Annotated in this window: 17 protein-coding genes; 7 read left to right on the plus strand and 10 right to left on the minus strand. The window is 67.4% G+C overall.

Going from position 1 to position 12,551, the window contains the following annotated elements:
- Positions 1-405: 405 nt before the first annotated feature.
- A complete protein-coding gene (locus IEZ17_RS18160) occupies positions 406-594 on the minus strand; it encodes a hypothetical protein (protein ID WP_229852364.1) in 189 nt (62 codons plus the stop codon).
- Between the two features lie 207 nt (positions 595-801).
- On the opposite strand from IEZ17_RS18160, the gene IEZ17_RS18165 reads away from it, so the two are divergent.
- The 7 genes from IEZ17_RS18165 (at position 802) to IEZ17_RS18195 (ending at position 4,293) form a co-directional block, all read left to right on the plus strand.
- Entirely contained in the window at positions 802-1,161 is a 360-nt protein-coding gene (locus IEZ17_RS18165; RefSeq protein ID WP_229852365.1) for an SPDY domain-containing protein, read from the plus strand.
- 15 nt (positions 1,162-1,176) lie between these two features.
- A complete protein-coding gene (locus tag IEZ17_RS18170; RefSeq protein ID WP_229852366.1) occupies positions 1,177-1,470 on the plus strand; it encodes a hypothetical protein in 294 nt (97 codons plus the stop codon).
- A gap of 62 nt (positions 1,471-1,532) precedes the next feature.
- Positions 1,533-1,757, plus strand: coding sequence for a hypothetical protein (locus tag IEZ17_RS18175; RefSeq protein ID WP_189301385.1), 225 nt, complete (start codon positions 1,533-1,535; stop codon positions 1,755-1,757).
- 83 nt (positions 1,758-1,840) lie between these two features.
- The gene (locus IEZ17_RS18180) at positions 1,841-2,173 is read left to right on the plus strand and encodes an esterase (protein WP_189301387.1); all 333 of its coding nucleotides are present in this window, start codon (positions 1,841-1,843) and stop codon (positions 2,171-2,173) included.
- 126 nt (positions 2,174-2,299) lie between these two features.
- A complete protein-coding gene (locus tag IEZ17_RS18185; protein ID WP_189301389.1) occupies positions 2,300-2,581 on the plus strand; it encodes a site-specific integrase in 282 nt (93 codons plus the stop codon).
- Between the two features lie 144 nt (positions 2,582-2,725).
- Entirely contained in the window at positions 2,726-2,971 is a 246-nt protein-coding gene (locus IEZ17_RS18190; RefSeq protein WP_189301391.1) for a hypothetical protein, read from the plus strand.
- A 380-nt stretch (positions 2,972-3,351) separates the two neighbouring features.
- Complete coding sequence (locus IEZ17_RS18195; RefSeq protein ID WP_189301393.1) at positions 3,352-4,293, plus strand: hypothetical protein; 942 nt, start codon at positions 3,352-3,354, stop codon at positions 4,291-4,293.
- Between the two features lie 337 nt (positions 4,294-4,630).
- Here IEZ17_RS18195 and IEZ17_RS18200 read toward each other — a convergent pair whose 3' ends face one another.
- The 9 genes from IEZ17_RS18200 to IEZ17_RS18240 form a co-directional block, all read right to left on the minus strand.
- Positions 4,631-5,062 carry a hypothetical protein gene (locus IEZ17_RS18200; RefSeq protein WP_229852367.1) on the minus strand — a complete coding sequence of 144 codons (432 nt, stop codon included), beginning with the start codon at positions 5,060-5,062 and terminating at the stop codon, positions 4,631-4,633.
- Between the two features lie 49 nt (positions 5,063-5,111).
- Entirely contained in the window at positions 5,112-6,860 is a 1,749-nt protein-coding gene (locus tag IEZ17_RS18205) for a relaxase/mobilization nuclease domain-containing protein (RefSeq protein WP_189301395.1), read from the minus strand.
- 2 nt (positions 6,861-6,862) lie between these two features.
- Complete coding sequence (mobC, locus tag IEZ17_RS42470; RefSeq protein ID WP_229852369.1) at positions 6,863-7,213, minus strand: plasmid mobilization relaxosome protein MobC; 351 nt, start codon at positions 7,211-7,213, stop codon at positions 6,863-6,865.
- 269 nt (positions 7,214-7,482) lie between these two features.
- Positions 7,483-7,707, minus strand: coding sequence for a hypothetical protein (locus tag IEZ17_RS18215; RefSeq protein ID WP_189301398.1), 225 nt, complete (start codon positions 7,705-7,707; stop codon positions 7,483-7,485).
- Between the two features lie 101 nt (positions 7,708-7,808).
- Positions 7,809-8,831: a DUF2637 domain-containing protein gene (locus tag IEZ17_RS18220; protein WP_189301400.1), complete on the minus strand. Its 1,023-nt coding sequence runs from the start codon at positions 8,829-8,831 to the stop codon at positions 7,809-7,811.
- Positions 8,828-9,427, minus strand: a complete 600-nt coding sequence (locus tag IEZ17_RS18225) for a WhiB family transcriptional regulator (protein ID WP_189301402.1) — start codon at positions 9,425-9,427, stop codon at positions 8,828-8,830. Before IEZ17_RS18225 ends, IEZ17_RS18220 begins: the two co-directional genes overlap by 4 nt.
- A gap of 95 nt (positions 9,428-9,522) precedes the next feature.
- Positions 9,523-10,305 carry an ATP-binding protein gene (locus IEZ17_RS18230; RefSeq protein ID WP_189301403.1) on the minus strand — a complete coding sequence of 261 codons (783 nt, stop codon included), beginning with the start codon at positions 10,303-10,305 and terminating at the stop codon, positions 9,523-9,525.
- Positions 10,305-11,255, minus strand: coding sequence for a hypothetical protein (locus tag IEZ17_RS18235; RefSeq protein WP_189301405.1), 951 nt, complete (start codon positions 11,253-11,255; stop codon positions 10,305-10,307). The genes IEZ17_RS18230 and IEZ17_RS18235 overlap by 1 nt, the downstream gene beginning before the upstream one ends.
- Positions 11,256-11,257: 2 nt before the next feature.
- Complete coding sequence (locus IEZ17_RS18240) at positions 11,258-11,617, minus strand: hypothetical protein (protein WP_189301407.1); 360 nt, start codon at positions 11,615-11,617, stop codon at positions 11,258-11,260.
- Between the last annotated feature and the right edge of the window lie 934 nt (positions 11,618-12,551).

Here is a 12,551-nt window from a genome sequence, read left to right on the forward strand (position 1 = left end):
AGCTTGGAGCCGCCATTGGGGTAGCGGTCATCGTTGTGGCACTCCTACATGACCTGCTGGCCAAGTAACGCCTGGGGACGGGACAGGAAGCTGTCGCCGGTCGGAAGTTCTGCCGCCGACCGGCAGTAGCAACCACTCCTCACACCCCCAGCTCGGGCCCGTGGACGCTGGACGACGGCCTCGGACACCGGCTCCGAGCTGCCGTGCAAACGCTGCTCGACTCGCTCCCCTCTGTCATCGACGACATAGAGATGCGCTTGTCCGACGCTCTCGTCGACGGGGGCATTTGTCCGAGGCAGCACGCGCACGTTCGTCCAAGCCGGCACCAGCCTCGCCCACCGACACGCAGATCACCGGCCACACGGCGAGTGCCGGAACGCACAATGAGGTGCGCTCGCCCCGCCGTTAGACGGCGCCAGCCGCACCATGCCGGCCCGTGCCACACTCGCCCGTGGCTTCGGCACCGACCAGCTGCGCCAGCTCGTCCACGGTCAGCTCGATCCGCCTGCCGTCGGCCATCCGGGCCCGGCCCAGCGACGCGGCCTCCGCATCGTCGACCGCCTCGGTGTACCTACGGATCTCTTCGCTCTCCAACCCAACCTCCCACAGCGATCGGTCGCCCCCGGAACAGCCCGCGGGGCGACCGATTCATTCCCCCTTGCGCGGACATCAGCAGCCGGCCCCCTCCCAGTTCGCCGACGGCAGACGCACACCGCCGCACACGACTGGAGACCCCCTCCCAGACCATGTCAACGTACGGACACCGCGAAAAACCGCAGGTCAACGAAGGGATTGCTGCTCGTGACACTCACCGCTACCGCCCCGTTCCAAGCTCCCGCCACGCTGCCGTTCGCCGCCCTCGGCGAGCGTGAGTGGCTGCTCGACTGCCACTGCGCAGGCCCCGTCACCGACCTCCTCAAAAACCAGGGGTGGGACGTCATATCCGACCTGGACAGCAACGTCCACTGCTCCAGCCCCGACCAACGCGTCCCCGAGAGCCCGGCAGCGGCGCGCGGCGAGCTGTGGCACATCCACGTCAAGGGGACGAACGGTACAACCGCCTGGCACCAGAGCTTCGGGCCGGACACCCCAGCACAGGCCGTCGCCGGATTCCTCGCCGCCCTCATCTCCGCCCCCAGCCGCTCCTGCGCCTGCATCTGACCAGGAGGTCCCGCCATGCCTCGCCACTCGATCACCGTGACCGCATACCACGCCGACGGCACGATCTGCCCTGCCGACCACCGTCATACCACCGGCAGTACACCGCTCACCGAGGGATGCCCCGGACGGGAGCGCTTCCTCGCGACGTGCACCTGCAAGCAGTGGACGAGCGATCCCTCGTCCACCAAGACCTACGCCGCCGAGCTGGGCAGACGCCACCGCGCTGACCTGCTCCCGGCGAAATCCACACCGCCGCCGAAGGGCCCTGCCGCACTGCGCGAGCTACTGCGATTCGATGCAGAGGACTAACGAGCCTCCCGAACGCTTCGCCCGCTACCCCTCCCCGTTCACTCTTCGTCCAGGAGACCGTCTTGTCGCACCAGATCACCGTCCGCCAACTGATCCACCAGCTTCAGACCGTCGACCCCGACCTGCCTGCCTACTTCGCCATCAACCCCGACTGGTCCTACGCCCACTACATCGGCCGCATCATCGAAGTCCCCGGCCCCAACGGCGCCGTCTACCTCGCCGAGAACGGTCAGGAAGGCGTACTGCCTCCCCAGGTCCGCACCGAGCTGTGCTGGGCGGACGTGTGACCCACCGTGCCCCTGCGCGTCTCTCAGCGGAGGCAATCGGCCCGGACCCATACCTGGCTCTGAACGATCAGGTCCGTCACCCCATGCCCGCGTCGGCACGCGGCGCTGTGGTGTGCTCCGTTCCTCAACAGCCCACGGAGCCGATCCGCGCCGTGTGGGACACCGCCCCGCAACCCGAACCGATCCGCCCCGGCGCCATTCTGCTGACCTGGCACCCGTGCCGCGGCGGCGGCATGGACGTCACCGCCCGCCTCGGCCTGGCCGCCACCACCGTCATCCTCGCCACCTGGCCCAGCCTCCACGGCGACTGGACTCCGATCGTCCACCCCACCCTCTTCGAAGTCACTGGTCTTCACGCCGCGCTGACCGTGGCCACCGACGCCCTGCACCTCGCCAACCACCTGGCCACCCCCTGACCGCCGCACACTCCGCCCTTGGGGGCTGCCCTGTATCGGGACAGCCCCCAAAGGGTTAGCAACATCGCGCATAACCGATGGAAACGTTGACGTTCACGTACCTTGGCGCACCTCAATACTTGACCTATGACTGGACGACAGCAGCTGATGACGGCCGAGGAGATCCGCAAGCTCGTCACCGCCGCACTCACAGACCCCACCGTCGACCTCGCCACCCCGCTCGCGCTGACGCTCGCGTTCCGCGAGGGCCTGCGAAATGCGGCTCTTGCCGACCTCGCCCGTGGGGATTACCACCCGGCCGTAGGCGACGTGTCGGGGAGCCTGACCTACCGGCACGGCGACCAGGTCCGCATCGTCTCGCTCTCCCCGGAGTCCGAGCTACTCCTGGCCGCCTACCTGGGCCGATAGTCCCAGAGAGCTCCTCGGCCTCACTTGTGCGGCCAAGTACCTGGTTATGAACAGGGGATGTCCTGAGCGAGTTATCCACAGGTCCGCATGGGATCTCCGTGCGGGCCTTACTGTGCTCCCCACAATCGACCACGGGGGTGCGCGATGCGATGCGGCGTGGTGATGGAAGAACTGGCTTCGGAGGTTGTGGCGGAGCTGCCGGATGATGCGGCACGGCGGGAAGTGCTCGCCTTGGTCGAAGTCGTCCGGGCGGATCCGCGAGCCTTCCCGGATGTCCGGGACCCCGGCGCAGTGGAAGAGATTCGGGAAGCCTTCGGGCCGTGCTGCTGGATTCAGTACATGCCGCACGACGGGACGATCGAGGTACGCGAGATCGGCTGGGCCGGCTGAGCGGCAGCGCCCTGCTAGCCGTGCCCGGCGGACTAACGACGAACCCTCCGGAGCCGAACAGCTCGGCATCAAGCGCCCGCGTCCCGCACAACGCGATGCAGCATACGGGCAGTTTGACGGCCGGTTCAGCTCGCACGGGAAGAACAGGCCGCCCATCTTCCCATCTCTGCCGGGAAGTTGAAGCACGACCAAGGCGACCCGGCTATACTCTTGGCATCCGACTTGATCGGCTGGTTGCAGAGAACCAGGAGAAGCGACGCCCGGGCCCGGTACCAGCGGTGTCGTCTTGCGGGTGTGGTGCACCCACTCTGCATAGCAGTGGTAGCAGCGTTTCTTGACGTGTGACCTAAGCGTCGACCGGGCGGCGAGTGGGGTGAAGCATGTCTGAGTCCGGTCAGCAACGCGCTGCGCACATTCGGAAGAGTTACACCGAAGAGTCGTTCGAAGCTGCTTTTCCTGGAATTAATCGGCGTTCGAAGGCGACTCACGTACCGCCAGACCTTGAGGGCGTCGCCCCTTCGGAATTCCTCGTTGGCGACTCCCAGGGATACGATCTCGGGCTTGATTCTTGCGATGACGCGCAGCTGAATTTCCGCGCGATCATGGCGCTCGGCCTCTTTAACTACGGATCACACTACGGCTCAATTGCGGCACCCCCCGCCCAGTGGAACCTCGGCGTGCTCACCTGGTACACAATCAAGGTTTCTCCGCGATGGAATCGATTGGTGTTGATTACGAGCGCACCGGACAATGTCATGCAGCGCATAGTGCCTGATAGTTTCCACGCTTCACGCACTCCCGGAATGCGGCTCCTTCGCTCACATGGCCGTACGTACGTTGCCCGGCACATTCCAACCGGGGCGGAGATCGTCGTCACTTCCCGTGAAGACGGAAAATCGGATGGCGTTCATAACCCTATGGCTTCTCGCTTCCTACTCATGTCCGATGTTCCGGTGAGCCGTAGGGAAGAGGAGCAACTGTCCAGCCTTCCGGGGATGGCCAGAAACGCGCGTCGGCTCTTGGCCGGGCTAGTGACCCGTATGTCGATGACAGATCCGCGCAGGAAATGGTCGACGGGAAATTGGTACTGGGACCCCCTGGAGCGCCCAGAGAGCGAGAACCGCGAGTCCGGCGACACAGAAAGACGCCTCTGGGGAGAAGGGTACGAGTGGGACATAGAGTGGCATGGCTATCCTCACCCCAGCGATGTCGCTCAATCTATGACCGATCCCGTTGTCGGTCTGCAGGGATCACGACTCGGGCGAAATAGAAATTCCTACGAGGTAATCCTGGGAAGCTCGGTACTCAGGGTAAAGAAATGAATCCAAGTCTAGCTATCGATTCGGATGCCTCGTACGGAGATTCACCGCGCCATGATTGAGATTCTACCCACCGCCGTTGACAGCCTCCCCTGGTGGGCGCTGCTGCTCCTTGCCCTCCTGACTATAGGAGGAGCCTTTACCCTGCGACTAGTCCGGGTAATTCTGCCGAAAGAGTCCAGGGACTTACTTTCGTGGTGGATTGTCTTCCTGAAGCATCGGAGGAAAAGGAAAATGGATCGGGCACGGCGTCGCCGGTCTCTGCCAAGATCGCGGAGACCTCCGCTGACACGCCGACGTTATCCAGAGAGTGCGTCGAGGAGCAGGCGCTCGTGACTACTCATGCGGGTCGAGGCTCGTTCAGGTAAGCGCCGGCGAGCGTTCCGTCGTACCCCACGGCCTGAGCCGCGGCCTCCAGGCTGGAGTAGTCCTGACCGATGCCTTCGCCGATCATCGCCAGGTAGTCCGCGCGGGTCAGTTCGCGCTCGACCCACTGGTGTGCGCAGCGGCAGCGGATGCTGACTTCGTTGCGGTCGCAGATGACCATCCAGTCGCGCCGGGCTCCGCACTGGGGGCACATGACGGTGATGCCGGTGATGCGGATTTCCTCGGGGTGCGTGGTGGCGCGCAACCCGATGTTCCCGCCCGCGGGTTGCGTCTCCTGCTGGAGCCGCACCAGCGGGTCATCACCGGATCCCGTCTGAGGCAAAGCAGTTCTGGGGGCCTGAAGGTTCTTGCTGAGCATCCGCATCGTCTCCATGTCTCTGTTCAACCAGCCATAACAAGCGCCGGCTGACGTGTCCAGCCCTTTGCTGTGCTGGTCAGCGCCTTGTCCGCGGGGAACGGGGAACGCTGGGGTGAGTTCGGACGGTGCTCTCGGTCTCCTGCGGCTTCGGGGACAGGGGGCGCTGCTGGGACGTGCACTGGCTCCTCCGTGCGCGGGCGGAGTCGGAGGTGGCTGGCAAGTTCCCCAGCCGCCGCAGTCGCCAGACGAGAACGTCGGTGACGCTGTCGGCAGTGTCCAGTTCGCGCCATGCGATGGCCTGCTGGAGTAGGACGTCGGGGTCGTGTCCGGCCCGCTCGGCCTGATCCAAGGTGGCGGTCAGTGCATCCCAGCCGGGTTCACGCAACACGTGGTCCGCGTGCTGGGGCAGGGTGGCTTCGACGGTACGGGCGTACCGCTGTCGTACGGGTTCGGGGAGGCGGCGGCCCTGCGCGCGCAGGGCGTTCATGGGGGTGGTGGCCGCGGTCTGGTAGGCGGCACGCAGGTGCTGGGCGGTCTGGTGGGCTGCGGTGGCCTGCTGGGCGTGGCCGCGGGCGGAGTGCCAGCGGGCGGCGGCGATGGTGACGAGGACCATTGTGGACAGGAGCATCGCGGTGGCGCCGCCGTCTTCGCCTTTGCCCAGGGCGTTGCCGGCGCGGACGATGCCGCGGGCAGCGGACCGGATGGCGCGGTTGTCGGCGCGTTCGGCGCGGATGTGGGAGCGGGTGGCGCGTTCGAAGGCGCGGGCGGCCTCGGCGAGTTCCTTGCGGGTCGAGGCCGGGGAGGTCTGGGCGACTGCGTCGAGGAGTTCGCCGATGCCGACAAGTTGGGCGGCGGAGTCTGCGTCGTCGTCTGCGCTCAGTACCGATGCCGCTCGCTCGGCGGCAGGGGTTGCGTCACGCCGGGCGCGAGCCGGACGTGGGGCTGCTTCGCCGGAGCGGTCGATGACGGGTGCATCGCTGTCGGGCGCCCCGGTATCGAGGCGTTGGCGGATCTTGGGGAGGGAAAGGTCCGGGGCGAGCTTTGAGCCGGGGAACCAGATGGGTTCGCCGTGGCGGTTGCGGTCGCCGGGGAGGGCGACCTTGTAGCCGAGGGTGTCGCCGGAGGGGGCGAGGCGCTTTTCGACGCGGAGGCCGGCCTCGGCGAGGCGGCGGAAGAATTCCTCTTCGCTAACGGCTCCGGCCAGTGCCTGGCGGACACGCTCTCGCAGGATCTCGCGGGCCGTTGCCGTGCGTCCGGCGCGTTCGGCTTTTGAGCGTTCGGCGCTGGTGGGCCTTTGGGCGGCGGTGCGGTCGCCCTCGTTGAGGATCTGCAAGCCCCATTCCTTCTCGATCTTGCGGCATTCAGCCTGCGCGCGGATGCCGTCATCGTGACGGCGAGGGCTACGACCGTCCTCACGCTTGAGGGTGGCGACGATGTGGATGTGGTCATCAGCGTGGCGGACGGCGATCCAGCGGCACGCCTTGTCGTCCCCGTATTCGGCGATGCCGGTGGCGTGCACGATGCGACGGGCGACTTCGGCCCATTCGGCGTCGGTGAGGTAGCGGTCGCCGGGGGCGGTACGGACGGGGCAGTGCCACACGTGCCGGGCCGGCCGGCGGTGCTTGGGCACGGCGAGGACAGGCAGGTCGAGGCGATCGGCGAGCTGCTTGAGCGTGGCGGCCTGGTCACGTCCGGGGTCCGGGGCCAGCTCAGGCATCCACGAGGCGACCAGGTGCGGGTCAATGTGCTCGTCGCGCCGACCAGGACCATAGAGGTAGGCGAGCAACCCGTAGGTACGGCCACCGGTAGAGATGTCGGGCACCACGGTCAGCGCCTCGCCATCTCGACGGCCGCTTCCTCGACCCGAGCCGCGGCCCGCAGCACGCGGACCACCACCTCGTCCACGTAGGCGACATGGCCTCCGGAGTTCAGGACGCGGGCGATCTGGTTGAGGTTGTTGCCGACGCGGGCCAGCTGCGCGCCGGCCGCCATGAGTTCCTCCACCCGGCCACGCTGGTCCAACAGCCAGGGTTTCGGACCGCCTTGGGCCTGGGCGACCGCGACGGCGGCATCGGCGATGAAACCGGCGGTCATCAGACCGGCCGCTTCGGCGGCACGCTTGACGGATTCGAGTTCGTCGCGGGTCAGGCGGACACTGCGGACTTGGTCGCGGTGCACGCTCTGGCGCAGGCGAGGACGCGTACGTGGCGCAGCGGGCGCGTTCGTTTCCCCCTCTGGCTGCGGTCCGCCCTCGGTCGCAGCCCTGGAGCCCGGCACCCCCTGGTGCCGGGCCTCCCCCGTCCCTCCCGGGGCGGGGGCAAGCCCTTGCGAAACTCCTCCGCTGCCCGTGGCTGCGGAGGAGTTTCGGAAGGTACAGCTTGCTCGGCCTCGTGCCGGGCAGTGGCCCTGCTGCAGTTCAGGGGTGGTGCTGGACGGTTCGGAGGGGTTCATCGGGGCGTCTTTGCGGTGTGGCTGCGTACGTCGCGGAGGATCTCGGCGACGTAGTCGAGCGCGAGGACTGGGTGGTGGAGGGTTCGGGGTGTGCTTGCCGGGTTTCGCTGAACGGTCCAGTTGCCGTCGGGGCCGGGTTCGGCGCGGTGGAGGTGGCCGTGGTCGCGAAGCACGGTGATCCAGGCGTCGGCCTCGGCGTGGGTGGCCGCTGTGGTGCGCATTGTGGTGCCTCCGTGGTGCGGAGAAGTCGATGGTGTGGCGCGCGGGGCCGGTGACCTGGCGTTGCGGTCGGCCAGGTCACCGGCCTACGTGGTGCGTTCGGTCAGCCCGTCTTTGTGACCGGCTGCCTGTGGGTCTCGGCGCGAAGCCGGCGCATCAGGACGGTCAGCCGGTCGTTGCCGAGCGGGAGGTTCTCTCCGCGGATGGCATCAGCGACGACCTGGCGGGTGGCCTTGCCCGCCTCGGTGACCGCCTGGCGGGCGATCGGCAGGAGTTCTTCGGTCACCGGGTCGGTGTCCGGAGTGTGGGTGTCCTCGTTCTCCGCAGCGGTGGCCGGGTCAGTCTCCGGCGGTGCGGCGGCCGGCGCGGCCGGATGGAGGCGGGTGACCGGGGAGGGTCTGCCGGCCAGGTGTCCGCCCAGGTCAGCGGTTCGGCCATCCTGGTCAGGCTCCGGCTCAGCCAGACCGCCCCGTTGTCCGGACCGGTCCTGCGAGGCACCCGCTTCCTGGGTGTCCTGGCCGACGGTGACCGCTGGGCGGTTGGTCTCCGAGGCGGGCAGCTCGACCTGGAGTCCGGAGGTGACCTGCGCCGGCCGGGGCTCGTCCTGGCCGCCGGGAGTGTCCTGGCGGGCGGCGGTGACCCGGTCAGCTCGGACACTGGTGGTGTCCGGGTGTCCGGAAACAGCGGGCCCGGTGACTCGCCGGGCAATCAGGATGTACAGGTGGACCGCTCCGGCCAGGGCGAGCGGGGCGAGGGTGGACAGAATGCCCACGGTGACGTCGCCGAGCCGCAGTCCCACGCCTTGCGCCTGCTGCTGGTTCAGGCGTACCGCGTGCAGCGCATTCGCCCAGATGCTGGCGGCCGTCGCGGTGCCGAACAGCAGCCACACGTAGCAGCGGGCGGCGAGCGGTGCGGTGCGCAGGACCAACAGGGCGCGCACTCCGTAGGCGATGAAGCCGTCGATGACCAGAGGGAATACGTAGGTGAGAAATCCGCGGATGTGGATGGCGATGGCCATCTGCTGCAGGGCATCGTAGGAAAGCGCGCATCCGGCGCCGCCGAGGGCGATGATGGCGGCCCGGTCCCAGCCGGTGATCCGCGCTGGTAGCGGCGCGATGTGGTTCACGCGGCCGTCCCGAGGTCGTCGCGGGAGGTGTTCGTCGTGGCTTCCTTGAGCACGGTGGTCTGGTTCCTGGGCTCTCCGTTGCCCTTGTTCCTGTTGTTCTCCGTCTTCTGCTGGTCGACCGCGCGGTTGCGGATCTGGCGGCGGGTTTCCCGGTAGAGCTTCTGGGCGTGTTCCTTGCTGACCTTGAGCAGTCGCGCGAGCTGTTCAGCCGGGGTACCGGCCTGGTAGGCAGCATGGACGACAGCCTCGCGCTCGGTCTGGGTGAGGTGGACGTCGCGACCGGCCAGTGCGGCGTTGACACGGGCGTAGTTGAGGCGGTGCCGGAGCTTGCGGTGCAGCGGCGATCGTTCCTCTTCGGTCATGCCGCCGCGGATACCGTCGCGATCGCCGCTTTCGAGGGCGGCGTCGAGGCAGATGGTGCGGACGGGGCACTGTGCACACAGCGCCTTGGCTGCGCGAATGCGGTCCATCTCGTCCGGCTCGGGGAAGAAGATTTCCAGGTCGACCTTGTGGTGAGCGGTGGAGCGGCAGGCGGCGTGGTCGTGCCAGGTGAGGTCGCCGAGGGTGCGCGGCGTCTGGTTCTCGGTGCTGTGCATGGGATGTCTCCGTTGCCCCGGGGCCCGTTTGGGCAGGCGCGCCCCAGGGATTGATCGTGAAGGAGGCGACCGGTGACGTCGGTCGCAAAGGGCCGCTAGCGGTTCGGGCGGCGAGCAGCGGATACGGCCGTGGGAGCTGCTGGCGCGGCAAGTGCGGTGTATGCCGGTGGCGTTGCGGCTGCGGCGTTGCGGCGTTTGGCTGCGAGGGCTCGTCTGCGGTCGGGGCCGTCGAGGATGACCTTGTCGGTCATCTCGGTCAGGCGGGAGGCGACGCGGTCGCCGATGTGCTGGCGCAGGTCGGCCATGCCGAGGTTGGTGGTGACCAGGGTCGGGAGCATCTCGTTGTAGCGGCGGTTGACCAGCCGCATCGTGATCTCCTCGGTCCACTCGCTGCTCTTGGCCGCGCCGAGATCGTCGATGATCAACAGCGGGCAACGGGCGAGGTCCATCAGTTCCCGCTCGCCGTCGTGGCCGGGGCGGGGCCGCAGCTCCGCGTACAGGTCAGCGGCGGTGATCGCCTTCCAGCGCAATCGGACGCCGGCGAGGAGCAGGGAACGCACCGCTCCGTACGCCTGATGGGTCTTGCCCGTACCGGTGGTGCCAACGATGAGCAGCGAGCGGCCCTGGGCGATACCCGGAGCGCCCTCGGGCCCGGGGCGTCCGGCTTGGGCGACCTCGTGGACCCAGGCGACGACGGCCGGGTGGTCGGCGACGGCGGCCTGATAACGGGCCGGGATGCGGGCCTCGGCCGCCTGCAGGGCGGGGATGGGCTCGGCAGCCTCGGTGAGCTTGGCAGCCGGGTCGATGCCCCGGGCGGTAAGGATGTGGGCCAGGCGGCGGGCGATGCCGCCGACGGGCTGGGCGTCGTAGTCGCGCATCACAGCTCCTCGGCGTAGGCGGCGGCAGGGTCAGCGGGATTGGCCCAGGCCCGGTGACCGGGCAGGTTAGGCCGCGATTCCGTCCGCACCAAACCAGCGGGGGTGGCGTTCATCGCCTCGTGCACGAGACTCGGCAGGGTGCTCGGGTGCAGCCCCTTGACGCGATGGCGGGCCAGGCCGGCGCGGATATGGGTGGGGGCGATGCCTTCGGCGAGGAGCTTGGCGGTCTCGCGCCCGAGATGGCCAAGTACGCCGCTGGGCGGACGGTGTGCGCAGGCGGCGGCGTACTCGTCCATGAGCTGCTTCGTCGAGACGGCCTCCGATGCGGGGGCGTTTGCGCCCCCCGATGTAGTAGTTCCTAGATCCAAGTTCCTAGGTCCTAGATCCGGACCGTGAGGACTCACGGACGGCTCACTGAGTTCTCCGTGAGGGCTCAGTGACGGCTCAGTGAATGTGTCCTGACCTGCGGTGTTGTGGTTCCTGGAGCGCTCGGTGAGTCCTCCGTGAGCGTTCACTGAGGACTCACCGATTGTTCCGTGACCCTTCACGGAGGACTCCGTGAAGGCCCCGTGAGCCTGCGGTGTGCCCGGAGCGGACTGGTCTCCGTCGTGCTGCGGGCAGGCGGGGTGGCGAATGCCGCTCGGCCGGTTGATCTTCTGGTGCTGGCGCCAGGTAACGACATGCAGGTAGCGCTTGCCGTCGTCGCCCTCGTAGCGGCATATCAGGTTGGCGCCGGCGAGCTGGGTCAGATCGTCCTCGACATCTACAGGGCCGTGCTCAGGACGCAGGGACCAGAGCAGTCCGGTGATGACGGCGGGCTGGTCACGAAAGCGGCCGTGGTCGTCAGCCTGGGTGAGCAGCCCGAAGAAGGTCCGCTCGGCGGTGAGGGAGACGGCGGCGAGCGACTCGGAAGCGAAGGCTTCGGGTTTGATGGTGCGGATCCTGGCCACGGTTAGCGGCCCCCGCCCGTTGCGGCATATGCGTCAGCGCCGGGGCGCAGGGCCCCTGTGGTCAGGTCGAGGTCGTACGCCTCGTCCCAGATCAACTCGGGGTGGGCTCGGATCACCCAGCGTGCGACCGTCATGCCCTGGGCTCGGTTGAGCGCAATGTGCTGGCCCTGCGCGTCGTACGCGCGGGCGTAGGGGCTCGGCCAGCTCCGCCCGGGCTCGCGCTGCGAGACACGGAGGGTGCGGGCTCCGGGGACCATGTCCGCGATGAGGGCAACCAAGCGGTGTTGGTGGGTTCCGGCAGTGGGTTCAACGGCCTTGGCGGACTGGACAGCGGGCGCCCTTCCGCCTCGGGACTTGGGCATGCAAGAATTCCTTACTCGTAGGTGGGGTGGGGCGGCCGTTCTCGTCGAAAAGGTCAGCCGACTCATCCCGGTTATGAATCCGCAGCCCTTCGGGGCGGCGGGGTCGGCGCCCCGAAGCTGCTAACTTCTGGGCGCCGACTTCATTTTCCCCTGGACTTTGGAGACTTGGCACTTGGCGCTACTTCTGGCTCCTCTCCTCGTGTGCGCTCACCTTCGGCGTCTTCACCGAGGGAGCAGCAACATATGCGGAGGGCTGCCAACACTCCAGCGTCCAGGCGGAGATGTATCACTTCGACGCCAACTCGACATATGACACTCCTCGATGAAGCGTAGGCCGCTTCGGGGCGGCCTCTAGAAGGGGCCGACGTAGTGTTGGTGGGCGATCTCGCGCCAACTTCGAGGCGGAGTGCCATTCACGACGAGCATTCCTCGCGCTGCCCTCAGCCTCAGACAGGCAATGGAGCGACGACCACTCGCGCCCTCTTCTTTCGTAGTGCTCCACTCGGCTTGCCGACTGCTGAGCGATCAACAAATGCAGGGCGGGTCAAGATCCAGAGATGACTCAGCCTCTGCCAGTGCGGCGTGAAGCCCTACCAGTGGGCCAGAGCAGGAATGAGGCTTCCGTCACAGCGCAGAGAGTTGTGTGATCCCGCCCCGCCGTAAACAGGAGCTGCGGGCCGGCCGCTTCTTTTCGAATGATTGCAACGCATACCCCTCCCCCGGCGAAATCCCGGACCAACCGGTTGCCGAACCGATCCATGCGGTGATTTAAGCGGGATCTAAGTCCCCAGTCAAAGCGACCATAAGCCCGAGTTGACGCGCGTAGATCAGGGAAATCAATAGGCTTGATCGAAGGGTCCGGTAATACCAACTCGCCACATAGACGCCAGACATGACGAGCCATCACTGAAACGTGCCACGTCAAACCCGTCTT

The sequence above is a fragment of the Streptomyces albospinus genome, assembly GCF_014648695.1.
Lineage (GTDB): Bacteria > Actinomycetota > Actinomycetes > Streptomycetales > Streptomycetaceae > Streptomyces > Streptomyces albospinus.

Coding starts and splice junctions, on each gene's coding strand:
- IEZ17_RS18225 (WP_189301402.1), bottom strand. CDS start 9,427: ATGCACAGCACCGAGAACCAGACGCCGCGCACCCTCGGCGACCTCACC.
- IEZ17_RS18185 (WP_189301389.1), top strand. CDS start 2,300: ATGACTGGACGACAGCAGCTGATGACGGCCGAGGAGATCCGCAAGCTC.
- IEZ17_RS18215 (WP_189301398.1), bottom strand. CDS start 7,707: ATGCGCACCACAGCGGCCACCCACGCCGAGGCCGACGCCTGGATCACC.
- IEZ17_RS18170 (WP_229852366.1), top strand. CDS start 1,177: ATGCCTCGCCACTCGATCACCGTGACCGCATACCACGCCGACGGCACG.
- IEZ17_RS18195 (WP_189301393.1), top strand. CDS start 3,352: ATGTCTGAGTCCGGTCAGCAACGCGCTGCGCACATTCGGAAGAGTTAC.
- IEZ17_RS18230 (WP_189301403.1), bottom strand. CDS start 10,305: ATGCGCGACTACGACGCCCAGCCCGTCGGCGGCATCGCCCGCCGCCTG.
- IEZ17_RS18190 (WP_189301391.1), top strand. CDS start 2,726: ATGCGATGCGGCGTGGTGATGGAAGAACTGGCTTCGGAGGTTGTGGCG.
- IEZ17_RS18180 (WP_189301387.1), top strand. CDS start 1,841: ATGCCCGCGTCGGCACGCGGCGCTGTGGTGTGCTCCGTTCCTCAACAG.
- IEZ17_RS18240 (WP_189301407.1), bottom strand. CDS start 11,617: ATGCCCAAGTCCCGAGGCGGAAGGGCGCCCGCTGTCCAGTCCGCCAAG.